The sequence below is a fragment of the Kiloniellales bacterium genome, assembly GCA_030066685.1.
Taxonomy (GTDB): Bacteria; Pseudomonadota; Alphaproteobacteria; order Kiloniellales; family JAKSBE01; genus JAKSBE01.
This window is the reverse complement of the sequence record JASJBF010000006.1, coordinates 13,773-37,395: the sequence shown is the minus strand read 5'-3', so window position 1 is coordinate 37,395 and position 23,623 is coordinate 13,773. Positions and strand designations below refer to the sequence as shown.

The 23,623-nt window shown below is 66.8% G+C and carries 24 protein-coding genes; 13 read left to right on the top strand and 11 right to left on the bottom strand.

All coding sequences use genetic code 11. The features are described from left to right. Positions 1-3 precede the first annotated feature (3 nt). Together QNJ30_06180 and QNJ30_06175 are read right to left on the bottom strand one after the other, a co-directional pair. Positions 4-1,116, bottom strand: coding sequence for a patatin-like phospholipase family protein (locus tag QNJ30_06180; GenBank protein MDJ0943030.1), 1,113 nt, complete (start codon positions 1,114-1,116; stop codon positions 4-6). A gap of 234 nt (positions 1,117-1,350) precedes the next feature. Next, positions 1,351-2,388: a rod shape-determining protein gene (locus tag QNJ30_06175; GenBank protein MDJ0943029.1), complete on the bottom strand. Its 1,038-nt coding sequence runs from the start codon at positions 2,386-2,388 to the stop codon at positions 1,351-1,353. Between the two features lie 1,140 nt (positions 2,389-3,528). Between QNJ30_06175 and dctP the strand changes: the two genes are divergently transcribed. From dctP to QNJ30_06145, 6 genes are all read left to right on the top strand, one after another. Continuing rightward, positions 3,529-4,533, top strand: coding sequence for a TRAP transporter substrate-binding protein DctP (gene dctP, locus QNJ30_06170; GenBank protein MDJ0943028.1), 1,005 nt, complete (start codon positions 3,529-3,531; stop codon positions 4,531-4,533). Positions 4,534-4,598: 65 nt separating this feature from the next. Then, on the top strand, positions 4,599-5,105 hold the full coding sequence (locus QNJ30_06165; GenBank protein ID MDJ0943027.1) for a TRAP transporter small permease: 507 nt from the start codon (positions 4,599-4,601) through the stop codon (positions 5,103-5,105). 4 nt (positions 5,106-5,109) lie between these two features. Next, the gene (locus QNJ30_06160) at positions 5,110-6,384 is read left to right on the top strand and encodes a TRAP transporter large permease (GenBank protein ID MDJ0943026.1); all 1,275 of its coding nucleotides are present in this window, start codon (positions 5,110-5,112) and stop codon (positions 6,382-6,384) included. Positions 6,385-6,394: 10 nt separating this feature from the next. Continuing rightward, positions 6,395-7,252 carry an isocitrate lyase/PEP mutase family protein gene (locus QNJ30_06155; GenBank protein MDJ0943025.1) on the top strand — a complete coding sequence of 286 codons (858 nt, stop codon included), beginning with the start codon at positions 6,395-6,397 and terminating at the stop codon, positions 7,250-7,252. Between the two features lie 100 nt (positions 7,253-7,352). Then, on the top strand, positions 7,353-7,523 hold the full coding sequence (locus QNJ30_06150; protein MDJ0943024.1) for a hypothetical protein: 171 nt from the start codon (positions 7,353-7,355) through the stop codon (positions 7,521-7,523). 227 nt (positions 7,524-7,750) lie between these two features. Further along, on the top strand, positions 7,751-8,593 hold the full coding sequence (locus QNJ30_06145) for a DUF2167 domain-containing protein (GenBank protein ID MDJ0943023.1): 843 nt from the start codon (positions 7,751-7,753) through the stop codon (positions 8,591-8,593). A gap of 61 nt (positions 8,594-8,654) precedes the next feature. Here the strand turns inward: QNJ30_06145 and QNJ30_06140 are convergent, their stop codons facing one another. From QNJ30_06140 to QNJ30_06125, 4 genes are read right to left on the bottom strand one after another with little or no spacing between them, the layout of a single operon-like run. Next, positions 8,655-9,410, bottom strand: coding sequence for an ATP-binding cassette domain-containing protein (locus QNJ30_06140; protein MDJ0943022.1), 756 nt, complete (start codon positions 9,408-9,410; stop codon positions 8,655-8,657). Beyond that, a complete protein-coding gene (locus tag QNJ30_06135) occupies positions 9,398-10,147 on the bottom strand; it encodes an ABC transporter permease subunit (protein MDJ0943021.1) in 750 nt (249 codons plus the stop codon). The genes QNJ30_06140 and QNJ30_06135 overlap by 13 nt, the downstream gene beginning before the upstream one ends. Before the next feature lie 6 nt (positions 10,148-10,153). Continuing rightward, on the bottom strand, positions 10,154-11,158 hold the full coding sequence (locus QNJ30_06130) for a transporter substrate-binding domain-containing protein (protein MDJ0943020.1): 1,005 nt from the start codon (positions 11,156-11,158) through the stop codon (positions 10,154-10,156). Then, on the bottom strand, positions 11,155-11,694 hold the full coding sequence (locus QNJ30_06125; GenBank protein ID MDJ0943019.1) for a DUF3280 domain-containing protein: 540 nt from the start codon (positions 11,692-11,694) through the stop codon (positions 11,155-11,157). Before QNJ30_06125 ends, QNJ30_06130 begins: the two co-directional genes overlap by 4 nt. A gap of 217 nt (positions 11,695-11,911) precedes the next feature. Here QNJ30_06125 and QNJ30_06120 point away from each other — a divergent pair, with 217 nt between their 5' ends. The 7 genes from QNJ30_06120 (at position 11,912) to QNJ30_06090 (ending at position 17,563) form a co-directional block, all read left to right on the top strand. Then, the gene (locus QNJ30_06120; protein MDJ0943018.1) at positions 11,912-13,096 is read left to right on the top strand and encodes an ABC transporter substrate-binding protein; all 1,185 of its coding nucleotides are present in this window, start codon (positions 11,912-11,914) and stop codon (positions 13,094-13,096) included. Between the two features lie 49 nt (positions 13,097-13,145). Beyond that, on the top strand, positions 13,146-14,108 hold the full coding sequence (locus QNJ30_06115) for a YVTN family beta-propeller repeat protein (protein MDJ0943017.1): 963 nt from the start codon (positions 13,146-13,148) through the stop codon (positions 14,106-14,108). Between the two features lie 72 nt (positions 14,109-14,180). Then, positions 14,181-14,615, top strand: coding sequence for a hypothetical protein (locus QNJ30_06110; protein ID MDJ0943016.1), 435 nt, complete (start codon positions 14,181-14,183; stop codon positions 14,613-14,615). A 133-nt stretch (positions 14,616-14,748) separates the two neighbouring features. Next, positions 14,749-15,543 carry an ATP-binding cassette domain-containing protein gene (locus tag QNJ30_06105; protein MDJ0943015.1) on the top strand — a complete coding sequence of 265 codons (795 nt, stop codon included), beginning with the start codon at positions 14,749-14,751 and terminating at the stop codon, positions 15,541-15,543. After that, positions 15,540-16,349 (top strand): ABC transporter permease, encoded by an 810-nt coding sequence (locus tag QNJ30_06100; protein ID MDJ0943014.1) that lies wholly within the window; start codon positions 15,540-15,542, stop codon positions 16,347-16,349. Before QNJ30_06105 ends, QNJ30_06100 begins: the two co-directional genes overlap by 4 nt. 17 nt (positions 16,350-16,366) lie before the next feature. Beyond that, positions 16,367-16,996: a hypothetical protein gene (locus tag QNJ30_06095; protein MDJ0943013.1), complete on the top strand. Its 630-nt coding sequence runs from the start codon at positions 16,367-16,369 to the stop codon at positions 16,994-16,996. A gap of 177 nt (positions 16,997-17,173) precedes the next feature. After that, complete coding sequence (locus QNJ30_06090; protein ID MDJ0943012.1) at positions 17,174-17,563, top strand: MAPEG family protein; 390 nt, start codon at positions 17,174-17,176, stop codon at positions 17,561-17,563. A 434-nt stretch (positions 17,564-17,997) separates the two neighbouring features. Here the strand turns inward: QNJ30_06090 and QNJ30_06085 are convergent, their stop codons facing one another. The 5 genes from QNJ30_06085 to QNJ30_06065 form a co-directional block, all read right to left on the bottom strand. Then, positions 17,998-18,969 carry a GNAT family N-acetyltransferase gene (locus QNJ30_06085; GenBank protein ID MDJ0943011.1) on the bottom strand — a complete coding sequence of 324 codons (972 nt, stop codon included), beginning with the start codon at positions 18,967-18,969 and terminating at the stop codon, positions 17,998-18,000. A gap of 361 nt (positions 18,970-19,330) precedes the next feature. Then, the gene (locus QNJ30_06080) at positions 19,331-19,906 is read right to left on the bottom strand and encodes a PQQ-dependent catabolism-associated CXXCW motif protein (protein ID MDJ0943010.1); all 576 of its coding nucleotides are present in this window, start codon (positions 19,904-19,906) and stop codon (positions 19,331-19,333) included. Next, positions 19,903-20,730, bottom strand: coding sequence for a substrate-binding domain-containing protein (locus tag QNJ30_06075; GenBank protein ID MDJ0943009.1), 828 nt, complete (start codon positions 20,728-20,730; stop codon positions 19,903-19,905). Before QNJ30_06075 ends, QNJ30_06080 begins: the two co-directional genes overlap by 4 nt. A gap of 47 nt (positions 20,731-20,777) precedes the next feature. Continuing rightward, positions 20,778-21,272 (bottom strand): c-type cytochrome, methanol metabolism-related, encoded by a 495-nt coding sequence (locus tag QNJ30_06070; protein ID MDJ0943008.1) that lies wholly within the window; start codon positions 21,270-21,272, stop codon positions 20,778-20,780. A 167-nt stretch (positions 21,273-21,439) separates the two neighbouring features. After that, on the bottom strand, positions 21,440-23,233 hold the full coding sequence (locus QNJ30_06065; protein MDJ0943007.1) for a methanol/ethanol family PQQ-dependent dehydrogenase: 1,794 nt from the start codon (positions 23,231-23,233) through the stop codon (positions 21,440-21,442). Between the last annotated feature and the right edge of the window lie 390 nt (positions 23,234-23,623).

Here is a 23,623-nt window from a genome sequence, read left to right as displayed (position 1 = left end):
GGCCTAAAGGAACTTCTGGGCCAGGTCGACGGTCGCGTTGTAGCCGACCTGGCGGTGCTGCTTCTTCAGCCAGGCCTCGGCGGCACGGCGGCCGCAGTCGCGCAGGTGGCACAGCAGGTCCCAATCCGGGGTCAGGCGGCTGTGCTCCTCCAGGTCCTTGGTGTAGGGCGCCGCCTCGATGAGGTGGAAGCGATGCCGCTTGACCCGGCGGCGCAGGCGGCCGCCGATCGCAATGCCCTCGCGCGCCACCCGGCGGCAGAGCTCTATGGTCTCGATCTCGCGGCGGAAGGGCTGGTTGAAGGTCATGCGCATCATCCGCGCGGTGATCTCGCCGGCCCGGGTCGGCAGCTCGGCGTCGCTGTCCGGGTTGAGCTGGACGATCAGGGTATCCGGTGTCTCGCAGGCTTCGATCACCGGCAGGATCGCCGGATTGGCCGAAAAGCCGCCGTCCCAGTAGTGGTGCCGGCCGATCTTCACCGCGTGGTGCAGCTGCGGCAGGCAGGCTGAGGCCAGGACAACGTCGACCGAGATCTCCCGGGTCTCGAAGATCCGCGCCCGGCCGCTGGCGACCTCGGTCGCGGCGACGAAGAGCTTGACGGTCGCGGCCCGGCGCAGGGCGGCGAAGTCGACCGCGTCCTCCAGGAGCCCCCGAAGCGGATTGAGATCCATGGGATTGAACTGGTAGGGCGAGATAACGCGGGTCATGAGGTCGAATGCGAAATGGCTCGAGCGCGAGCCGCGCAGCGGCAAGAGCCGAGCGGCATCGGAGGCCGCCCGCCACAGGGCCTCGAGCTTCTCCCGGGCGCCCTCCGCGCCGCCCGTCTGCAGGCCGGCCGCGAGGGCCACGGCATTGAAGGCACCGGCGCTGGTCCCGCTCACCCCATCGAAGAAGGTTCGGCCGTCTTCCAGCAGCCGGTCCAGCACGCCCCAAGTGAAGGCGCCGTGCGCCCCGCCGCCCTGCAGGGCGAGGTTGATCGGCTTGACCACGCCCGGGCGGCGGGCGGCCTCGACCCGCGGCCTGCGGGCAGGCGGGGTTTCGGCGCGGCCCTTGCGCGCGGTCTTGGGCTTCGCGTCAGGTTTAGCGGGCTGCCGTCGAGCGGTGCTCTTTGCTGCCATGCGTGGAACCCTCTCCGCAATCTTCGATCGGGCCGGGAGTCCGGCGCTCAAACGTGCTGCGCCGCAACATAAGGGGTTATGGTTAACGAATGTCTAGGCTGGGGCTGTGCGTTTTCCGTGACCCTGACCGCAGAGCGGCGCAGAGGCCGGCCTTCGGCGGATTCCGGAAGCGCGCGACACGAAAGGGCGGCCCCGCGGACCGCCCTCGCCCTGGGGGTCGTCTGCCGACTGGGTTCAGAACGACATCAGCACGTTGTGCATGGCCCCCATCTCCTCCAGGCAGCGGCCCGATCCCAGGGCCACGCAGTTCAGGGGGTCGTCTGCGATCGTTACCGGGAGACCGGTCGCGTTGCGGAGCACGGTATTGAGGTTCCTCAGATTGGCGCCACCGCCGGTCATGACGATGCCCTTGTCGACGATATCGGCCGCCAGCTCCGGCGCGGTGTGCTCCAGCGCCGTCTTGACCGCCTCGACGATGGCGCTGACCGGCTCGGCCAGGGCCTCGGCGATCTGCCGCTGGCTCAGGGTCAGGCCCTTGGGCACGCCGGTCACCGTGTCGCGGCCCTTGATCTCCATGGTCTCGCCGTCGCCATTCATCGGCACGCAGGCGCTGCCGATTTCCTTCTTGATCCGCTCGGCCGAGGATTCGCCGACCAGCAGGTTATGGTTGCGCCGGATGTAGGAGATGATCGCTTCGTCCATCTTGTCGCCGCCCACCCGCACGGAGTTGGCATAGACGATGCCGCCCATGGACAAGACCGCGACCTCGGTGGTGCCGCCGCCGATGTCGACGACGATGGAGCCGGTCGGCTCGGTCACCGGCAGATTGGCACCGATCGCCGCGGCCATGGGCTCCTCGATGAGAAAGACCCGGCGGGCCCCGGCGGCCTCGGCCGATTCCTGGATCGCCCGGCGCTCCACCGCGGTCGCCGAGGAGGGCACGCAGACGATGATCTGGGGGCTGGCGAAGCTGCGATTGTGCTGAACCTTGCGGATGAAGTGCTTGATCATCTCCTCCGCGACCTCGAAATCGGCGATGACCCCGTCGCGGAGCGGCCGGATGGCCTGCATGCCGCCGGGGGTGCGGCCGAGCATCAGCTTGGCGTCGTCGCCGACCGCGAGGACCTGCTTGCGGCCCTTGCCTTCCACGATCGCGACCATCGAGGGCTCGTTCAGCACGATCCCCTTGCCCTTGACGTAGACCAGCGTGTTCGCCGTGCCCAGGTCGATCGCCATGTCTTGCGAAAGGAGGCCCTGAAACCTGTTGAACAGACCCATTCCGAATTCCTTTGAATCGGACGCCGGAATCCGACGCCCCGCCTCACCGATGAACGAGGTCTCGCCGCACAGGAACCGATGGCCTAGACCGTCAGGCAGCGCCCGCGAGAGCTGGCCAGATCATAGAATGCCGATGATTAACGTGTTGCTAACGACCCGCAGAGTTTCAAGCACTTGGCTCCGACTTGTTACGAAAGGGCCGCGATGTTGCAGCGCAGCATATCTTGCGCGGTGCTTGTGGAATCCCGGGTGTCCGTCGGCTTACCGACTTCACAGCGTTACAATATCTGGCGGATTGCGGGCCGCCGAACCTCAAGCGGTTGCGTCATGGGGCTGTAACCTAGTTGCAAAAAATTTTCCCGGGGATCAGAAAAGCCTTTGGAATCGATCCAATTTCTGGTATTAACTCCGCCGTAACCTCGAGATACAAACACAACATTGCTGCATTGCATTACGAAGGGTTGTCTCCCAAGGGGGCGACCCTATGTCTAAGCAGCAATCGGGGCTGATTGATATCTAGACCAGAAGCGATCGAAATGAGTGACTCAAGCAAGAACAAGAAGCCAGAGCCGGATAAGGAATACGTTGCCAAGAGCCGCAAGTGTCTGATGTGCCGCAAGGACTTCACCAGCGCTTGGGCCGGTGAACGGGTTTGCAAGGACTGCAAGCAGACCGCCGCCTGGAACGATTCCAGTCTCGCTGCCTGAGACGCAGCTGCGGGCGCCCGCAAGGGCGCCCCACGGCCCTGCCCGGGCAGAAAATAGCCCCGGATCACGCTTTCCCCTCACAAGACCCGTCGCCGGCTGCGCCGACCGCGCGTATCCCGTCCGTGCGGACCTGTGCCGGCCTATCCGGCTCGGCTCGGCGCTTCACCCGGCGCCGGCAAAGCCTGTGGCTGAGCCCGACCCTTTCGCCGAGATCCCCCATCGACGCTTCCGGCCTGTCCTGAAGCACGCAGAGAATCCCGAAGTCTAGGTCATCCATCCGAGAGACTCCCTAGAATTCAGGATATCATCCTATCGACACGGTACTTCATGGTCTGTATTCGCAATCGCTTTGCCCGCCAAGGGTGCTAGATTATTGCCGCCACAGGCCAGAAACCAAGAAACGGACCATGCGAGGGGAGGCAAAGACATGATTCGCAAGACCATCGCCTGCCTGGGTGTCACCGCGGCACTCCTGGCGAGCGGCAGCCCGGAGGCCGCCGAGACAACGCTGCGCATCTCGCTGCAGCTGCCCTTGAAGAGCCACCTGGGCCAAAACCTGCTGCTGTTCAAAGAGGAGGCGGAGAAGGCCTCGGGCGGCGAGATCGAGGTGCAGATCTACGACTCCGCTCAGCTTTACAAGGACAAGGAGGTCCCGCAGGCGGTCGGCTCCGGGGCCATCGAAATGGGCGTGGCCTCGCTGACCCGCTTCGTCGGCGACATCCCGGCGGTCGACATCTTCTACCTGCCCTTCATGTTCAACTCCGAATCCTTGGTCCGCGCGGCGACCGTCAAGGGCAGCCCGATCCGCGGGCCGATCGACGAGGCCATCCTTGGCACCGGCAGCCGGGTGCTTTGGTGGCAGGCCTATGGCGGCGCGATCATGCTGTCCAAGGGCGCGCCGGTGCGCACCCCGGACGAGATCAAGAACAAGAAGGTCCGGGTCTTCGGCAAGACCCTGGGCACCTTCATGGAGGCCGTCGGCGCGGCGCCTACCTTGATCTCCGGCTCCGAGCAGTACCTCGCCTACCAGCGCGGCACGGTCGACGTCGGCATGACCGGCGTCTCCGGGGTCAGGTCGCGCAAGCTCTGGGAGGTCATGGACACCATCACCGTGACCAACCACGCCGACATCGAATTCGTCGTCCTGGTCAACGAAGCCTTCTGGACCGGCCTGCCCCAGAACCACAAGGACATCATCACTGCCGCCGCCGAAAAGTCCGACGTCGCGGTACGCGACGACATCGCCCGGATCGAGGCGGAGGCCTACGAAGCGGCCAGGAAAGAAGGCATGACGGTGGTCGAGCTCTCGGCCGCCGAGGTCGCCGCCTGGCGCAAGGGCGCAGACCCGGTGGTCCAGCAGTACAAGGCCTCGGCCGGCGCCCTGGGCGAGCAGCTCCTGAAGGCGGCCGAAGAACTGCGCGGCACCAACTGAGGACCCTCAGATACCTGCGGGGCTGGCCGAGCGGCCAGCCCCGCCACGCCCAAGGGACCAAGGGCTTGCTGCGTCTCATTGACCGCGCGGCCGACTTCCTCGGCCACCTCGCCGCCTGGCTGTTCTTCCTGACCGGCGCCATGATCACCTACGAGGTGCTGGCCCGCTATCTCTTCAACGCGCCGACGATCTGGGCCGCCGAGCTCTCGCAGCTCCTGCTGCTCTGGGGCAGCTTCATCGCCATGGCGACCCTGCTGCGCCAACGCGCGCACATCCGGATCACCCTGCTGACCGCCCGCCTGGGCAACCGCGGCCGCCAGGCCTGCGAGGCCTTCACCCTGGTCTTCATCGCCGGCTTCTCGGCGGTCGCCGCCTGGCACGGCTGGTTCATCGCCTACGATTCCTTCGAGCGCGGCCGCTCGACCGGCACCATGCTCAACATCCCGAACTGGTGGAGCGAGGTGGTGATCCCCCTCGGCTTCCTGGTGCTCCTGCTGCAGTGCCTGGCCGAGCTCCAGCGCGTGCTGCGCCACGGCGCCCCGGCCGAGACCGAGGGTTCGGGCGAGGCCTGAGGCCATGACCGCCGCCCTGGTCCTGCTCGCCCTCTTCGTCCTGCTGCTGGTCGGGATCCCGGTCGCCTTCGCCCTGGGCGGCCTGGGCTACCTGATGCTGGAACTGGGCGGCTTCTCGCCGCTCATGGTGCCGCAGGGCCTGCTCAGCACCCTCGACAACTTCATCCTGCTGGCGGTGCCGCTCTTCCTGCTGATGTCCAACGTGCTGCTGAAGGGCGGGGTCGGGCGCGACCTCTTCGCCGCGGTCCAGGCCTGGGTCGGCCATTGGCCCGGCGGCCTGGCGGTCGCCACGGTGGTGTCCTGCGGCATCTTCGCCGCGATCTCCGGCTCCTCGGTCGCGACCGCGGCGACCATCGGCACCGTGGCGATCCCCGAGATGATCCGGCGCGGCTATCCGCGGCCCTTCGTCCTCGGCCTGCTGGCCGCCGGCGGCACCCTGGGGATCCTGATCCCGCCCTCGATCCCGATGATCGTCTTCGGCTTCATCACCGAGGAATCGGTGATCGCGCTCTTCCTCGCCGGGATCGGGCCCGGCCTGCTGCTGATCGCGCTCTTCATCGGCTTCTCGATGCTCTACGCGCGCTTCAGCGCCAGCTATGAGCCGCAGCCCAAGGCCGGCTGGGCCGAGCGCCGGACCACGGCGGTCCGCGCCCTGCCGACCTTCGGCCTGGCCGCTCTGATCATCTGGGGCATCTACGCCGGCGCCTTCACCCCGACCGAGGCCGCCGCCGTCGGCTTCGCCGCCGCCCTGGTCATCACCGGCGTGATCCTGCGCACCCTGACCTGGACCATGTTGAAGGAGGCGACCCTGGAGGCCATGAAGACCACGGTGACGATCCTCCTGATCGTCGCCGGCGCCAAGGTCTTCGGCAAGGCGATCACCCTCTACCGCATCCCCCAGGACATCTCCCTGGCGATCACGCAGAACTTCAACGAGGCCTGGCTCTTCGTCCTGGTGGTGGCCGCCGTGCTGGTGCTGATGGGGCTGTTCCTCGAGGCGCTCTCGATGATGTTGATCATGGTGCCGGTGCTGGCGCCCTCGCTCGGCGCCCTCGGGATCGACCCGATCTGGTTCGGGATCTTCTTCGTGATCATGGTCGAATGCGCCCTGATCACCCCGCCGGTCGGCCTCAACCTCTACGTCATCCAGGCCGTCGGCCGCGCCTCCATGGGCGAGGTCGCGGCCGGGGTCTGGCCGTTCCTGGCCTTGATGCTGGTGGCCGTCCTCTGCATCTTCCTGCTGCCGGACATCGCCCTCTACATCCCCTTCAAGCTTTGAGGAGGCTCCCATGAACCGGGTCCAGCAGCTCCGCGACCTCCTGGCGCAGCCCGGGCTGCAGGTCATGCCCTGCTGCTTCGACGCGCTCTCGGCCAAGCTTATCGAGCGCGCCGGCTTTCCCGTCACCTTCATGAGCGGCTTCGCGGTCTCGGTCGCGCGTCTCGGCCTGCCCGACACCGGCCTGATCTCCTACGCCGAGATGGCCGACCAGGGCCGCAACATCTGCGATACGGTCGGGATCCCGGTGATCGGCGATGGCGACACCGGCTACGGCAACCCGCTCAACGTCAAGCGCACCGTCCAGGGCTACGCCAGGGCCGGCTTCGCCTGCATCATGATCGAGGACCAGGTCGCGCCCAAGCGCTGCGGCCACACCCGGGGCAAGCAGACGGTGCCGCGCGAGGAGGCCCTGATCCGCCTGCGCGCCGCCCTGGATGCCCGAGACGAGGGCGCGGAGATCCTGGTCATGGCGCGCACCGACGCCCGCGCCACCGAGGGCTTCGAGGAAGCCCTCGCCCGGGCCCAGGCCTTCCGGGCGCTGGGCGCCGACATCACCTTCCTTGAGGCGCCGCAGAGCGAAACGGAGATGCGCCGCTACTGCGCCGAGGTCGAGGGCCCCAAGATGGCCAACCTGGTCGAGCAGGGCGACACGCCGCTGCTGCCGCCGGCCGAGCTGGAGGCGATCGGCTACAAGCTGGCGGCCTATCCCCTCACCTTGCAGCTCGCCGCCCTGCAGGCCATGACCGAGGCGCTGGACGCCATGACGGCCGGGGCGCGGCCCGAGCGCCTGGCGAGCTTCGCCGAACTGCAGGCGGTCGCCGGGTTTCCGGAGTATTTCGCCGCCGAGACGGCCTACGCCGGGGACTGAACCCGCCGCGAAGCCCGCCAAGAGCTATGCGTCGGCGTCATATCTCGGCGCAAAGACATTCGAAAATTGCAAATCTCTATCCATTATGCAACGGGAGATAATGTCGGTCTTCATTCCTGAATCACCGGAAACAGTGACCGGAGGTAGGATGATGACCCAAGAAAACAAGAAGGTGCTGATCTGGACGGCGGGCGCGACCGCATTGCTGGTGATCGCGGTCGTCGCGGCTTACTTCGCCGGTGTCTTTCAGGCGCCAGCACCCCTTTCCTGATCGATTGCCAAGATGACCAAGCTGCGGCCCGGGCGGCCCGACTTCCGCCGCCCGGGCCGCGGTGCGTGACGGCGCGGATCGGCGGCCCCGGCCACCCCAGGACCGGTGCTTCCGGCGCGAGACCGGTTGCCCGCATTTGAGACAAATCAGCGGGAAAAAGAATTTCGGGTCAACAACCGAAAGTTAACCCCGAGGGCGCCTTCTGAGGCTCATCCTTGGAGGTCGACATGTTCCAGCGCCCTGCCCTGATCCTTTTCCTCGCCGCCGCCGCGGCCTCGCCGGCCACGGCGCAGTCGGATCCGGTCGAGGACCTGCACTGGCAAAGCCAGCGGCTGGTCTACGAGATTCCCGGCTCGAAGAGCAGCTATGACCTCGGCCCGAACGAGCGGATCGTCGTCGGGGCGCAAGCGCGCAGGTTCCTGGAGCTGACCCAGGGGATCGACGGCTGGCCCGACGTCGTCGCCCTGATCGAGTCGACCGGCGGCCCGGCCGCCGGCAGCTTTATCGATATCGAGTACCATGAGATCGGCTTCCTCGAGGACGAGGACTGGAAGGACGTCGCGCCGGACTCCCTGCTGCAGGAGATCATCGACGGCACCCGGGACTCCAACCCGATCCGCGCGGAGAACGGCTATCCGACCCTTGAGGTCCTGGGCTGGGCGGAGGAGCCTCACTACAACGCGCGCAACAACACCGTCTACTGGGCGACCCGGCTGCGCGACAGCGAGGGAATCGAAGCGATCAACGCAATCGCCCTGAAGCTGGGGCGCCACGGCTATTCGCGGCTGACCTGGACCGGCGATCCCGAGCAGTTCCAAAACGCCAAGATGGCCCTCGGGCCGGCCTTGACCAGCTACGACTATCAGGAGGGCGCGCGCTACGCCGACTTCCGGGCCGGCGACGCGGTGGCCGCGGTCGGCCTGGGCGCGCTGGCGGTCGGCATGATGACCGGCAACAAGAAGGCCTGGGGAGCCGGAATCCTCGCTGGCGCCCTGGTTCTCCTGAAGAAGTTCTGGTACCTCCTCCTGCTGCCCTTCCTGGCGCTCGGCCGGCTCTTCAAGAGAGCCTGACGCCGGACCGGATCGCGAAATCCGAGGGCCGGCCCGCTTGCTTTCCCCGGTCCACGGGCCGTCACTCGGCTTCGCCGGCGAGCAGGGGCTGCTCGCGGAGGAGCTCTTCGCGCAGCCGCGTCATCGCCGCCCGGTCGCCGCGCGCCTCGCGCGCCAGCGGGACCTGCAGATCGGCGACGACCGAAGCCGGCGACGGCGAAAGCCGGACCACCCGGTCGGCCAGCTGCAGGGCTTCGCCGAGGCTGTGGGTGACGAAGAGCACCGTGGTCGGCCGCTCCCCCCAGATCTGGACTAGCAGGCGGCGCAGCCGCTCCGCCGTGGGCCGGTCCAGGGAGACGAAGGGCTCGTCCATCAGCAGCAGGTCGGGCTTGACCGCGAAGGCCCGGACCAGGGCGACGCGGCGCGCCAGGCCAAGCGACAGGCGCTGCGGGTAGGCGTCGCGGAACTCGGTCAGCCCCGCAACCTCCAGAAGGTGTTCGACAAAGGCCGGGTCCCCTTCGCCAACCTCGGCCCGGACCAGCTCGATGTTCTGTATCACCGTCAGCCAGGGCAGCAGCCGGGGCTCCTGGAAGACGTAGCCGATCCGGGGCGCCGCCGCTTCGGACCAGCCGATCCGGCCCTCGAAGTCCCGGTCGAGGCCGGCGACGAGGTTGAGCAGGGTCGTCTTGCCGCAGCCCGAGGGACCGAGCAGGCAGAGAAACTGGCCCCGCGGCACCTCCAGCCGCAGGTTCTCCAGCACCCGCCGGGGCCCGGAGTCGTCGCAGGCAGGGTAGCGCTTCTCGGCGATTTCGATTTCGAGCCTGCCTAGCGGCGCCATCGGTTCACACGGCGCTCCAGGGGTTGCAGACCGGCGAGCTCGATCACCTGGACCACCGCCACGAAGGCCAGGGTGTAGGCCAGGATGGCGGCAACGTCGAAGAGCTGGAAGAAGACCGAGAGCTGAAAGCCGACCCCGTTGCTGCGCCCGAGCAGCTCGACCACCAGGACGATCTTCCAGATCAGCGCCAGCCCCGAGCGCGCCGCCGCCACCACAAAGGGCACGAGTTGCGGCAGGATCACGTAGCGCAGGACCCGACCCCGGCCCAGCCGGAAGCTGCGCGCCATCTCGAGGTAGCTCGGATCGAGCGCCCGGGCGCCCTCGCGCACGGTCACCACGACGTTGGGAATCTTGTTGATCGCCACCGCTGCGATCGCCGCCGCCTCGACCAGCCCGAACCAGACGTAGCAGAGGATGATGGTGACCAGCGCCGGCAGGTTCAGGAACAGGATCAGCCAGCCGTCGAAGATCCGGTCCAGGAGCCGCGAGCGGCCCAGGGCGATGCCGAGCGCCACGCCGATGGCCATGGCGAGCAGGAAGCTCGCCGCGACCCGGGCCAGGGTGACCGCGAGGTGATAGAGCAGCTCGCCGCTCGCCAGGCCCTCGCCCAGCACGGCCAGGACCGCCAGCGGCGGCGGCAGGACGCGGCTCTCGGCCAGCCCCGCCGCCAGCTGCCAGAGCAGGACCAGGGCCAGCAAGGAAAGGCCATAGAGGCCGAAGCCGGCGCGGGCGAGCATGAAACGTCAATAGGTAACGTGCGGCCAGAAGGTTCCCGGCGCCAGCTCGCCCGAGGGGCCGACCAGCTTCTCGCCGCCGTATTGGGCGAGGATCGCGAAGAGCTTGGCGGCCTCCTCCCTCTGCTGGGCCCGCCAGTGGAAGGGGATTCCGTGGCGGAAGCCGGCACGCAGGGCGATGAAAGTGGCATCGTCCTTGGCCCGCATCAGGGGCCGCAACCGCTCCCATTCGGCGTCGGAGAGGCTCATGATGCGCTTCGCCTCCCGGGTGGCGTTGAGGAAAGCCATGATGTCGTCCCGCTGGGTCTCGCCCTGGCTTTCGCGGAAGACGTAGCCGAGCAGGGGCACCCGCGAGGCCAGGCCGAAGCTCTCGGCCATCTCGTTGACCCCGAGCAGCGGTCGGTAGCCGCGGGCCTGGAGCCGGGCCGCGAAGGGCCAGTAGTTGATCACCGCGTCGAGGCGCCCGGCCTGAATCTGTTCGTTGAGCAGGGGCGCGGCGGCAAAGACCTTCTCGACCTCACCGTCGAGGTCCGCGCCCAGCTTCTCCAACCCGTAGCCGCGCAGCAGCAGCCAGCTCTTGTCGAGCGGACCGCCGGCGATGCCCAGGCGGCGGCCCTTGAGGTCGGCAAGCTCCTGAATCGGCGAGTCCCCTGGGACCATCAGCGAGCCCAGGGCCGTCGAGTAGGGCACGAAGGTGTAGTCGGCGCCCTCGGCGCGCTGGCGCGAGACCCAGATCCAGTCGGTGACGATCACGTCGGCCTCGCCGGCCTGGAGGGCGACCTTGGAGGCGTTGGTGTTGGCCAGCGTGAGGACCTCGAGCTCGAGCTTCTGGTCGGCGGCCAGGCCGTGGTGGCGGATCACGTCCATTTCCCAGCTGACGGTGCCGAACTTGATGACGGCGACCTTGAGCTGGCCCGCCGACGCCACGGCCGGCGCCAGGGCGATCGCCAAGGCGGCTGCCACAAGGGCCAGGCGGATCGCCCGGCAGGATCGGATGCCGAGGCGCAGCATCATTTGGCTCCCTTCAGGAAACGGTTGCGAACCAAGTAGGAGACGCCGCGCGACCAGGACTTGTCGGTGTTGCCGCGGATGTCGACGCTCATCGCGCGAAGCAGTTTGCCGGAAGCGACCTCGCGCTCATAGAGGTTGATGTTGAGGATCAGGTTGCTGACCTTCTGAACTGTACCGGTCACAGCCCGCTCGGCGCCCAGCCCGCCGGCGATCTTGGTGTCGCAGCCGTTGCAGCCGTGCAGGTAGCCAACCGCGGCAATCTCGGCCTCGACCGGCGTCAGGTCGAGGATCCGGTAGCGGCCGCTGTCCGCCAGCATCCGGCGCAGTTGCGCGCTGATCATCCCGAGGCGGGCCTGCTCGTCGGCGCGCGGGCCGCGGGTCTCGCCCTCAAGGCTGGTGTCGATCAGCTCGAAGTCGAAGACCGCCAGGGGTAGCGCTTCGGCCCCCACGGCCGGCGCGGCGGGACCCGGCAGGAGCGCCAGGCCGAGCGCCAAGGCGGACAGGCACCGCAGGACCCGCGGCGCGAGGGGCTTGCTCATCTCTCCTCCCCTAGTGGCCGTTTGCTTTTCTTCTTGGCCTTAGGATACATTAAATCTGTTCAAAAAGCAGGCATATGGGGAGGAAATGCCGGGCACTTTGGGGAGGTACCCCCGCGCGGCGGGTGGCAACAGGCAGTTCTGGCGGCAAACGACGCGACAGTTGAAGAGGCTTCTGGCCGGCGGCCGGGGGCCCGGGTGTCGGCGCAGTTGGCCGGCCATGCCGGCCACCGTGGTCGTCGTTTGCGCCCTGGTGCTGGGGCCCGCTGCGGCGTTGGCGGCCGGCCTGGACGTCGCGGTCGTCTATCTGACCAAGCAGGAGAAGCAGAAGCTGCCACTGTCCCTGCTCGATCCGATTCTCGAGGACGACGGGGTCTGGGGCGCCCGGCTCGGGCTGCAGGACAACCAGACCACCGGCCGCTTCCTCAAGCACGACTACCGGCTGATCGAGGTCGTGGTCCCCGAGGACGGCGATCCGGCCGAGGCCTTCCGCAGCCAGGCGGCGACGGGCGCGCGGCTGTTCCTGGCCGACCTGCGGGCCGCGGACCTGGCATCCGTCGCGGCGCTGCCCGAGGCGGCCGAGGCCCTGATCTTCAACGTCCGGTCGCCCGACGACGCCCTGCGCAACGAGGGCTGCCGCGCCAACGTCTTCCACATCATACCCAGCCGCTCGATGCGCACCGACGCCCTGGCCCAGTACCTGATCTGGAAGAAATGGAACAAGTGGCTGGTGCTCTACGGCAAGACCGACGGCGACCGTGCCTTCTTCGCAGCGCTGCAGCGCTCGGCGAAGAAGTTCAACGCCAAGGTCGTCGAGGAACGGCTAGTCGAGGAGGACGCGCCCTCGGCCCGCACCGACAGCGGCCACGCCCAGATCCAGAAGCAGATCCCGGTCCTGTCCCAGGGCGCCCCGGACCACGACGTCGTGGTCGTGGCCGACGAGGGCGACGCCTTCGGCGAGTACCTGCCCTACCGGACCTGGGACGCGCGGCCGGTGGCCGGCACCCAGGGCCTGATCCCGACCGCTTGGCACCGCAGCCACGAGCAGTGGGGCGGCACCCAGATCCAGCGCCGCCTGCGCAAAATTGCCGGTCGCGACATGACCGTCCGCGACTACGCCAACTGGGCGGCGATGCGGGCCATCGGCGAGGCGGTGACCCGTACCAACGCGGCCGCGCCGGGAACGATCCGTGACCACCTGCTCGGCGACAAGTTCAAGCTGGCCGCCTTCAAGGGCACGCCGCTGACCTTCCGGCGCTGGAACCAGCAACTGCGCCAGCCGGTCCTGCTGGCGGCGCCGCGCAGCCTGGTCTCGGTCTCGCCGCAGAAGGAATTCCTGCACCAGCGCACGCCGCTGGACACCCTGGGCTACGACGAGCCGGAATCCGGCTGCAAGCTGCAATGACGACTAGGAGACGCGCGGAAAGACGCGGCTACAGAGGGAGGCGAAGGACGTGAAGTACCACTGGGCAATCGCGGGACTTGTCCTGCTCTGGGCGCTGCCGGGCGCGGCGCAGACCATCTACGTGTCCAACGAGAAGGGCAACTCGATCACCGTGATCGACGGCAAGACTCTCGAGGTCACGGATACGGTCGAGGTCGGCCAGCGGCCGCGCGGCATCGCGCTCAGCAAGGACCAGAAGTACCTCTACATCTGCGCCAGTGACGACAACCACGTCGAGGTCCTGGACCTGGAGACCCTGAAGGTCGTGCGCACCTTGCCGAGCGGCCCCGATCCGGAGCTCTTCATCCTGCACCCCAGCGGCAACCCGCTCTTCGTGGCCAACGAGGACGACAACCTTGTGACCGTGGTCGACGTCGAGAAGGGCAACGTCCTGGCCGAGATCCCGGTCGGCGTCGAGCCCGAGGGCATGGGCATCAGCCCCGACGGCAAGGTAATGGTCAACACCTCCGAGACCACCAACATGGCCCACTTCATCGACACCTCGACCTACGAGATCACCGACAACGTCCTGGTCGACAGCCGTCCCCGCTTCGCCGAGTTCACCAAGAACAACAAGCACGTCTGGGTGACCTCCGAGATCGGCGGCACGGTCAGCGTCATCGACACCCAGACCAAGGAGATCGTCCACAAGGTCAGCTTCGAGATTCCCGGCGTGCGTCCGGAGGCGATCCAGCCGGTCGGCGCCCGGGTCACCAGCGACGGCAAGCTGGCCTTCGTCGCGCTAGGCCCGGCCAACCGGGTCGCGGTGGTCAACGCCGAGAGCTTCGAGGTCGAGGACTACCTGCTGGTCGGCCAGCGGGTCTGGCAGCTCGCCTTCGACGGCGAGGAGAAGCGGATCTTCTCGACCAACGGCGTGTCCAACGACATCTCGGTGATCGACGTCGAGAAACGCAAGGTCATCAAGTCGATCACCGTCGGCCGCTTCCCCTGGGGCGTGGTGGTCAAGGATTGATCGCGCGTCCCGCCCAAGACCCCTCACGGACAATTCTTGAACCGAAGCACAAGAAGACGAGAAGGAGGCATCATGCTTACAAGGAATGTGTTTTTCGCCCTGGTCCTGGCCCTGGTCCTGTCGCCGCTGGCCGGCAAGGACGCCGCGGCTCAGGCCGGGCTCCTGACCGGCGGCGCGCAGAAGCTCGACCCCATCAAGCTGTCGTCCGGTCAGCCCCTGACCAAGGGCCCCTATCAGCTGGAAGCGGGCAAATACTACGAGATCGAAATCGAGGCCGACGGTTCCGCGGAACTTGCGATCTCCGGCGCGGATTTCTTCCGCAACGTCTGGGTCGACGAGATCGTGATCAACGACATCGAGGTGCGACCGCTCGGAGTCGACAGCCTCGAATTCGATGACGAAGGAACAGCGGAAATCTCCTTCGTGACGATCCGGCCCGGGACCTTCATCCTACGAATCCCTGGCACCACCGCCGAGTCCCAACAGGCGGTGTTCAACGTCAAATAGCTCCTGACAGAGGGGCGGAAAAAGGGGTCAGAGACTTTTTTTGCTGTGGGCTCATTGCCACGGAAGCGGAATAGACCGAGGCGAGAAATGACTCTGACCCCTTTTTCTTGAGACACCGGGGAGACCGCTCAACGTGAGCACGGCCGAAGCGATCGCCGGAACGACACCGGACGGCGCCGCGGTCGTGCCGGCCCTGGCGGTCGAGGGGGTCAGCCACAGCTTCGGCAAGCGCCGCGCCCTCGACGACGTCAGCTTCGCGGTGGCGGCCGGTGAGTTCGCGGTGCTGCTCGGCCAGAACGGCGCCGGCAAGACGACGCTGTTCTCGCTGATCACCCGGCTCTACGACAACCGCAGCGGCGCGATCCGGGTCTTCGGCCACGACGTTCGGCGGCGGCCTTCGGAGGCCCTGGCGCGGATCGGCGTGGTCTTCCAGCAACGCACGCTGGACCTGGACCTCAGCGTCACCCAGAACCTCGCCTATCACGCCGCCCTGCACGGCCTGCCCAAGGCCCGGGCGCGGGCGCGCGGCGCCGCGGAGCTGGCCCGGCTCGACCTCGCCGAGCGGGCCGGCGACAAGGTCCGGCAGCTCTCCGGCGGCCAGCTGCGCCGGGTCGAGATCGCCCGGGCCCTGCTGCACGAGCCGAAGCTGCTATTGCTCGACGAGCCCACCGTCGGGCTCGACATCGGCAGCCGACAGAGCCTGCTCGACCACGTCCGCGGCCTGGTCCGCGAGCAGAACTTGGGCATCCTCTGGGCGACCCACCTGATCGACGAGGTCGCCGAGGACGACCGGGTGGTCCTGCTGCATCAGGGCGTGGTCCTGGCCAACGACCGCGCCGAGGCCGTGGTCCGCCGAAGCGGTGCCGCGGATCTCAAGGCCGCCTTCACGGCGCTGACCGGGGCCGGCGGCGAGGAGCGCGAAGCGTGACGGCGGCCCAGTACCTGCGCTGCATGAAGGGGATCGTCTGGCGGGAAGCGCTGCGCTTCCTGCACCAGCGGGAGCGCTTCGTCGCCGCCCTGGTGCGCCCCTTGGTCTGGCTGTTCATCTTCGCTGCCGGCTTCCGGGCGGTGCTCGGGCTCTCCATCGCGCCGCCCTACGAGACCTACGTGCTCTACGAGGTCTACATCACCCCCGGGCTGATCGCGATGATTCAGCTCTTCAACGGCATGCAGTCCTCGCTCTCCATGGTCTACGACCGCGAGATGGGCAATATGCGCACCCTGCTGATCAGCCCCCTGCCCCGCTGGTACCTCTTGAGCTGCAAGCTGCTGGCCGGGACCTGCGTGTCGCTGGCGCAGGTCTACGTCTTCGTTCTGATCGCCCGGCTCTGGGGTATCGACGCGCCGCTCTTCGGCTACCTGACCGTGCTCCCGGCGTTGATCCTCTCCGGACTGATGCTCGGCGCCCTGGGCATGTTGCTGTCATCCTTCATCAAGCAGCTGGAGAACTTCGCCGGGATCATGAACTTCGTGATCTTCCCGATGTTCTTCGCCTCCTCGGCGCTTTACCCGTTGTGGCGGATGCGGGAATCGAGCCTGCTGCTCTATCAGATCTGCGCCGCCAACCCCTTCACCCACGCGGTCGAGCTGATCCGCTTCGCGCTCTACGGCCAGGTGAACCTGCTGTCCCTGGCCGTGGTCGCCGGCTGCACCTTCCTATTCATGGGCCTGGCCATCTACGGCTATGATCCGGGGCGAGGCATGATGGCGCGGCGCCGCGGAGCGCCGGCCTGATCGAGGGAGGTGCCGCGATGGTCCGAGGCAATAGCGCAAGACGCCGCTGGCATCGCCCGGCCCTGCTGGCCGCGAGCCTGCTGATCCTGGCCGGCCCCGCGCGCGCCGCCGGCTCGGGAGAGCCGGACTGGCCCTGTGTGCAGCGCAAGGTGCCGGAGATCTCCGCCGGCATGGTCTGGGCCGGCCCGCCGGTCGAGGAGTTCGCGGGAGACTGGAAGGGCGACGCGGAGGTGAGCCAGCTGGCCGGAACCCTCGCCGCCCGGCGCACCGACATCGAGGCGGCGAAGGCCGCGGTCGCCGACTTCGCCGCTGGCCTCGGAACCGACAGGAACGAGAGGCTGACCCTGCTTTTCGCCGCGACCCTGGACATCGTCAACAAGGAGCGGGCCTCGATCATCTCGGGCATCGGCCGCTATACCCGCAGGCAGCAGGCCCTGGCCGAGAAGATCGGCCGCCTGGCGGGCGAGCTCAAGGCGCTGCCGGCCGGCGAGACGGCGAAGCGGCAGGAGCTCGAGCAGCAGCGCCTCTGGGATATCCGGATCTACGAGGACCGCGAGCGCTCCCTGACCTACATCTGCGAGCAGCCCGTCCTTCTGGAACAGCGGGTCTTCGCCCTGGCCCGCGAAATCATGGGGCATCTGGAGTAACACCAGGGGAAGGGGCTACGGCATTCCCGCAGATGCCGGCCGGACTTTCGAACACCGCCACTCGCCGTTCAGCTTGGTTCCACCACTCGTGGCTGAATGCGTCCGACTGCGGTGAAAGATCTCGAGGAAGCGTGATGAGCCGGAACGTCTGCCCAGTACTCTTGGAAAGGTCTGTCAATGATCACGACATTGCCAATCACCAGCGTCTATGCAGCGGTGTTCGGGCTTTTTCTGATCCCCATCACGATTGTCGTCGGACTCCGACGAATCAAGACAGCGACTCCCTTCTTGGACGGCGGTGACGAAACGCTCTTGCGGCGGGTTCGCGGACACGCGAACTTTCTCGAGTATGTGCCCTTCGCACTGCTTCTCATGGGACTTGCCGAGTTGAACGCTGCTCCGGCGGCCTTCATGCATGCCGTTGGCGCAACCCTCCTGATTGCCCGTACAGCCCACTACGCCACGCTGACGCTGCGCCCCCTTGCGGCGACCCGACCACTGTCGATGCTTGCGACGATGGCCGTCTTCCTCGCCAACTCTGGCTTCTTGATCCATGCTTCGATTTGACCGCGCCCGTCTCACATTCCCTGCCCCGGACCCCGCCCAGGGCGAACGCCCCGCACGCGAATGAGCAAGCCGCATTGGGTGGCGCAGTACCGAGCCTACTCCGCGCCCGGTTCCGGCTCGCTCGGCTCCAGCGGCAGGCCTGCGGCGCCCCAGCCGTCGGTGCCCCCGGGCATCGGCCGCTATAGCCGAAAGCAAAGGGCGCTGGCCGAGAAGATCGGCCGCCTGGCGGGCGAGCTTAAGGCGCTGCCGGCCGGCGAGACGGCGAAGCGGCAGGAGCTCGAGCGGCAGCGCCTCTGGGATATCCGGATCTACGAGGACCGCGAGCGATCCCTGACCTACATCTGCGAGCAGCCCATCCTTCTGGAACAGCGGATCTTCGCCCTGGCCCGCGAGATCATGGGCCCTCACAACCAATGCTGTGGCATGCCCGGACATCAGAAGGGCTTTCGAAACTCGAGAATTGCCGGCCCAGGCACGAAACCGAGAGTCAGGTTCAGTCTGAGCATCGGGCTGCTCTCTTCGTTGTCTGTTTCGATGACCCGGCCGCCCAGGGCCCGGACGTATTCGATTCCGCGCAGCTTCAATGCGGTTGCTATGCCCCTGCGCCGAAAGCCGCGCCGGACACCCGTCACCTCGGTGTGAAAGGTACCGGGCGTCGAAGAATCGGTTTGAAGGATGCTCATCCCGACCCATTCATCGCCTTGAAGAGCGATGAACCAGGACTGCGGTGCGAAGGCCGAATCCTCATAGCACCGCGAATAGCTCTCAAGCGTCGGGCGCGCGGGCGCTTCGAGAGATGGGATATCCTGCAGAATTTGCCAATCCAGGTCCCAACATCTGCGCTTCCAATCCGGCACTTCCTTCATAAGCTCGCTCAGCGCGCAAACCGTGATGTTCTGTACTTCACGCTGCACTCTGGCGGACAGACGACGCGCCCTATCGAAGGACTCGACATCGAGTCGCAGCACCGGTCGGCGCTGAACGACCTCGAAACCGCGCCTTTCAAGAAAGCCGGGCGCGTCGCTCTGACTCTCGCGGGTATCTGCCATCAGGACCGCAAGCCGATGTCGAGATAACCTACCGATGATACGGCTGTAGATTGCCTCGCCGACACCCTGGCGCCGGTGTTCGTCCAGCACCAGGACATTGAGATAGAATTCTCCGGGCCTTAGCGAAGCCTCCGGCTGCCCGTAGACACCAAAGCCGATGATCCGACCGTCGATCTCTGCAACGACCCGGCCAGATATCCGGCCCGGTCGGCGGTCGTTGTCCGCGAGCTCAAGCTCGTCTGCAGTCGTGGACTCGTCAGGCCAGACGGCGGTCACCACCTGAGCCACGCCCGAATAGTCGTTCCGGTTCTTCTCGAAGTCGCGCAGAACGAAAGGCATTCTGTTGAACGCGGACATCACCAAATCTCCTGATCCGCGGCTGCAAGGTCGCAGCGCGCCATGCCTCGGTCTCTTTGAGAGAGAGTGGGCCGACCGGCCCTTGAGATTCAGCGTGTCTTGATCATCGTCACTCTTGCCTTCAGGAGAGATGGCACTGATGCCCCACACCTCTTGAAAAGGCAATCACATTTGGCGCGTTGCCACCTAGCGAAATGCCTCCAGCGGTCGTTCTGTCCCTTCTTGGTGCGCGAAGCGCCGCTGCCGCATCGCTTCCGGCAGCGGACCTTGGGACGAGCAACGACCAGCTGGCCGCCGACTTCCTCGCATTCATCAGCCCGGTCGCAATCGGGCTAACGCGAGGCGTTCATGGGTCCAGGCCTCAATAGGCGCCGGGTTCCGGCTCGCTCGGCGCCACGGGCAATCCGGCGGCGCCCCAGCCATCGGTTCCCTCGGGATACCAATAGACCTGGGTATAGCCGTAGGTCAGCGCGCGCTTGGCGGCGTTCCAGGACATCCAGCAATCGGCCTGGCAGTAGAAGACCAGCTTGCGCGCCGCATCGCCCCCGGTGAGCCGCCCCAGGTTGTCGCGGAAATAGGCTTCGACGCTGATCGGCAGGACGCCGAAGCCGGTGTTCGGCAGCCAGACGCTGCCGGGAATGTTGCTGCGCGGGCGCGGGCGCCAGATGGCCCCTTCCTTCAAGCCCTCGGGCTTGGGCGGCCGCGGCAGGACGTCGATCAGGATCGCCGTGCCGGCCAGGGCCTCGACCTCCTTGGTGGAGACCACCGTGGCACCCTTCAGGGTCGCCGGCACCGGCGCACGGAACTTGTCCATCCGGTAGCCATCGGGCTCCGGGACCGGGGCGTCGGATTGGGCCTCCGCCGCAAGCGAGGACAGAAAGACGACCGCACCGAGCAGGAGGACTCCAGGCGCGAGGCGGCGCAGGCTCTGCCTCACTGCGCGATCAGCTTGCCCTGCTCGTCGAGCAGGGGCACGCCGTAGTCGTTCAGGATGGCGTCGATGTCGGCCCTGCGGCGCTTGATGATGTCGTTCAGTTGCCGCTTCCACTCCGGCTCGTTGAAGCGCAGGCCCATGGTGATGCGGTAGTCCATGCGCACCGGCCCGCCGTCGGTGAGCAGGGGCACGATCTTGAGCGGCACGTCCTGCCGCTTGGCGTAGTAGCCGGCGATCGGCCCCCAGAGCAGGCCGACGTCGATCTCGCCCTTGGCGAGGTCCTCGACCAGCTTGCGGCCGGGATGGTCGAAGCGGGTATCGGCCTGCAGATGATAGGGACGCACCTGGCGCATCAGACCGTTCAGAGCAACCATGGTCGCCGGCGGCGTGCCGGCAACCAGGCCGATCCGCGCCGACTTCAACATCGGGTCGGAAAGCGAGGCGACCTGCGGGCCGCCGTCGTCCCGGAACAGCATCACATAGGCCGAGCGGTAGTAGGGGTTCGTGTTCTGGAGCAGCTCGAAGCCGAGCGAGATCCCGATGACGACGTCGCAGCGCCGCGCCTTGAGGGTATTGCGCACGAAGCCGGTGGACTGCGGGAACCAGGTGTACTCGACCGGGACCGAGAGCTCCTCGGCGACCAGTTCGGCGATCTTGTTCTCGAAGCCCTCGCCGGCTTGGTTGGAGAACGGGAGGTTGCCCGGGTCGGCACAAACCCTGAGCGCCGAGCGGTCCACCGCCTCCGAGGTCTGGGCGGCAGCGGGAGCCACGCCTTCGGGGATCAGCAGGAGGCCCAGAAGAACGGCCCTCAGCAGGCGACTTGTCATCGCTTCTCTCCTTGTCGTCCGACGCCCCAGCGAGACCACAGCAACGGTCAGCTCAAACAGTCGTTGTCCCGTTCCCTGGCCTCTTCGGGCTTGGCCTCCTTCTTCGGGCGGCCGCGCCCGAGCGCGCCGTCGGCCCGGGCCATGAGATAGGCGTAGATGTCGTCGATGAAGCACATGACGTTCAGGTTCTCGCCGAAGCCAGGCATCTTGTTCTGCGCCGTGGTGCCGACGTTCTCGCGGCCGTTGACCACGACCTCCAGGTAGTCCTCGTAGCTCATGGTCTTCATGGTCTCGGCCAGAGCCGGCGCAAAGGAGCTGCCGAGACCGTCGGGCCCGTGGCAGACGTGGCATTCGGCGTGGTAGCGGCGGAAGCCGCTGAAGGTGTACCAGTCCACCACACCGTCATTGATCCGGTAGGGCTTCTCGTCGTCCTGGGCCCAGCCGCCATCGCCCGATGGCAGGACCAGCCCCAGGGCCGCCACAAGGACGGCCGAAAGCGTCAGGGTCACGCGCTTTGCGAAGCGGCGCATCGACAGATCCATCTTTCCTATCACCCGCCTTTCAGAGTCCGACGACCGGGGTCCCGGGTTCGAGCCAGCCGATCGAAGGAGTGGTCCCGGGCCGGGCCTGGAGTTCCGTGGTCCGCGGAAAGCTGGCCCGGCATCCCGCCTCGCGAAATGCCGGGCCATTCCAAGCCTTCGGCCTGTCGTCAGTTCGGCAGCGTGAAGACCGTCAGCTGGCCGCCGAGCTGGGTGTAGTTGCTCAGCGCCTTGTAGGCGCCGACCGCACCCAGGCCCGCCGTGTCCTCGGTCAGGCCCGCCGCGAGGCCGATGCCGGCCCAGCCGCCGATGCCCGACAGCACGGCGACGTACTGCTTGCCGCCGTGCACGTAGGTCATGACGTTGCCGATGATGCCCGAGGGGGTCTTGAAGCGATAGAGCTCCCGACCCGTGTTGGCATCGACCGCCTTCAGGTAGCCTTCCAGGGTGCCGTAGAAGACGACATCGCCGGCCGTGGCGAGCGCGCCGCTCCACACAGAGAAGGGCTCGGGGTTCGACCAGACGATCTCGCCCTTGTCCGCATCCCAGGCGATGAAGTTGCCGAGATGGTCGCCGCCCGGCGCCGGATACATGCTGAGCGTCGCGCCGACGTAGGGCTGGCCCGCAGTGTAGGAGACCCGGAAGGGCTCGTAGTCCATGCAGACGTGGTTGGTCGGCACGTAGAACAGGCCGGTCTTCGGCGAGAAGGCCGCCGGCTGCTGGTCCTTCGTGCCGAGCGCCGCCGGACAGATACCGGTGGTATTCACGTCCTCGCCGTTCTGCGAGGTCGAGTACTTCGAGACCACCTGCGGCCGGCCGGTCTTCATGTCGACGTGGGTCGCCCAGTTGACCGCCGGATCGTACTTCTCGGCCACCAGCAACTCGCCCGTGATGCGGTCCATGGTGTAGGCAAAGCCGTTACGGTCGAAGTGGACCAGGGTCTTGCGAGTTTCACCCTTGACCGGGATATCGGCCAGGATCATCTCGTTGACGCCGTCATAGTCCCACTCGTCGTGCGGGGTCATCTGGTAGAGCCACTTGGCCATGCCGTCGTCCGGATCGCGGGCCATGATGGTCATGGACCAGGCATTGTCGCCCGGACGCTGGGACGGGTTCCAGGTGCTTGGGTTGCCGGTGCCGTAGTAGATCAGGTCGGCTTCCGGATCATAGGCGTACCAGCCCCAAGTGGTGCCGCCGCCGATCTTCCACTGGTCGCCTTCCCAGGTGGCGATGCCGGAGTCCTTGCCGACCGGCTTGCCCAGGTGGGTCGTCTTTTCGGGATCCATCAGGGTGTCGGAGTCCGGCCCCATGGAATAGGCCCGCCAGGCCTGCTTGCCGTCGGCAAGGTTGTAGGCCGTGACGCTGCCGCGCACGCCGAACTCGCCGCCCGAGATGCCGATGATGACCTTGTCCTTGACCACCATCGGCGCGCTGGTGCCGGTCTCGCCCACCTTGGGATCGCCGTTGGTCGCGGTCCAGACCACCTCGCCGGTGTTGGCGTCCAGGGCCACCACCTTGGTGTCGGCCTGGTGCAGGATGATCTTGCCGTCGCCATAGGCGACGCCGCGGTTGACCGTATCGCAGCACATCACCGGAATCGTGTCCGGATCCTGCTTCGGCTCGTACTTCCACTTGACGCGGCCGTCGGCGCTGAGGTCGAGCGCATAGACGTTGTTCGGGAAGGGCGTGTGGACGTACATGGTGTTGCCGATCACCAGGGGCGCCCCTTCGTGACCGCGCAGCACGCCGGTCGAGAAGGTCCAGGCCACCTGAAGGTCGCCGACGTTGTCCGCGTTGATCTGAGAGAGCTTGCTGTAGCGCGTGTTCGCGTAGTCCAGCGTGGGCATCACGTACCACGCCGGATTGTCCTGCATCACCAGCAGTTCGTCGTTCGCCGTCGCGGCCTGCGGCAGGAGCGCAGCCGCCATCGCGGCGAGACACGCGCTGCTAAGGACCTTCTTCATGGTATAACCTCCCAATTGGTCACCCTTCGTTTCGTCGTCCTGATCGCTCCCCAAGCCGCGGAAGTCTCTATCAGGTTCGCCTCCGGTCTTCTCGTCCGGCGCCAAGCGTTGCTGATGGCCCGATGCGGAACCGGTTTCAGTTCAAAAGGTGAAGACGGGAGACGCTCCCCACCGGCACCTTTTCGCCTTGTGATCCTGGGGTTCTGTCTGGTCTTCGGCCTCTCCCAAACTGCGGTTTCTTCAGGACCGCTGGTCTTGTGGTTTTGGTTAATGCTAGTGGAGGCAGAAAATTAGAGCAAGTCTAAACACTAGCGCAGAGGGATGGCGCCGTTGCAAGCTTGCGGGCAAGATTGCGCGAAGGCCGCCTCGAGACGGCGCCGGGCTTCTGCG

Coding starts and splice junctions, on each gene's coding strand:
- QNJ30_06180 (MDJ0943030.1), bottom strand. CDS start 1,116: ATGGCAGCAAAGAGCACCGCTCGACGGCAGCCCGCTAAACCTGACGCG.
- QNJ30_06095 (MDJ0943013.1), top strand. CDS start 16,367: ATGGTCCGAGGCAATAGCGCAAGACGCCGCTGGCATCGCCCGGCCCTG.
- QNJ30_06090 (MDJ0943012.1), top strand. CDS start 17,174: ATGATCACGACATTGCCAATCACCAGCGTCTATGCAGCGGTGTTCGGG.
- QNJ30_06125 (MDJ0943019.1), bottom strand. CDS start 11,694: ATGAGCAAGCCCCTCGCGCCGCGGGTCCTGCGGTGCCTGTCCGCCTTG.
- QNJ30_06130 (MDJ0943020.1), bottom strand. CDS start 11,158: ATGATGCTGCGCCTCGGCATCCGATCCTGCCGGGCGATCCGCCTGGCC.
- dctP (MDJ0943028.1), top strand. CDS start 3,529: ATGATTCGCAAGACCATCGCCTGCCTGGGTGTCACCGCGGCACTCCTG.
- QNJ30_06070 (MDJ0943008.1), bottom strand. CDS start 21,272: ATGGATCTGTCGATGCGCCGCTTCGCAAAGCGCGTGACCCTGACGCTT.
- QNJ30_06110 (MDJ0943016.1), top strand. CDS start 14,181: ATGCTTACAAGGAATGTGTTTTTCGCCCTGGTCCTGGCCCTGGTCCTG.
- QNJ30_06085 (MDJ0943011.1), bottom strand. CDS start 18,969: ATGTCCGCGTTCAACAGAATGCCTTTCGTTCTGCGCGACTTCGAGAAG.
- QNJ30_06140 (MDJ0943022.1), bottom strand. CDS start 9,410: ATGGCGCCGCTAGGCAGGCTCGAAATCGAAATCGCCGAGAAGCGCTAC.
- QNJ30_06135 (MDJ0943021.1), bottom strand. CDS start 10,147: ATGCTCGCCCGCGCCGGCTTCGGCCTCTATGGCCTTTCCTTGCTGGCC.
- QNJ30_06120 (MDJ0943018.1), top strand. CDS start 11,912: ATGCCGGCCACCGTGGTCGTCGTTTGCGCCCTGGTGCTGGGGCCCGCT.
- QNJ30_06065 (MDJ0943007.1), bottom strand. CDS start 23,233: ATGAAGAAGGTCCTTAGCAGCGCGTGTCTCGCCGCGATGGCGGCTGCG.
- QNJ30_06155 (MDJ0943025.1), top strand. CDS start 6,395: ATGAACCGGGTCCAGCAGCTCCGCGACCTCCTGGCGCAGCCCGGGCTG.
- QNJ30_06150 (MDJ0943024.1), top strand. CDS start 7,353: ATGTCGGTCTTCATTCCTGAATCACCGGAAACAGTGACCGGAGGTAGG.
- QNJ30_06075 (MDJ0943009.1), bottom strand. CDS start 20,730: ATGACAAGTCGCCTGCTGAGGGCCGTTCTTCTGGGCCTCCTGCTGATC.
- QNJ30_06145 (MDJ0943023.1), top strand. CDS start 7,751: ATGTTCCAGCGCCCTGCCCTGATCCTTTTCCTCGCCGCCGCCGCGGCC.
- QNJ30_06160 (MDJ0943026.1), top strand. CDS start 5,110: ATGACCGCCGCCCTGGTCCTGCTCGCCCTCTTCGTCCTGCTGCTGGTC.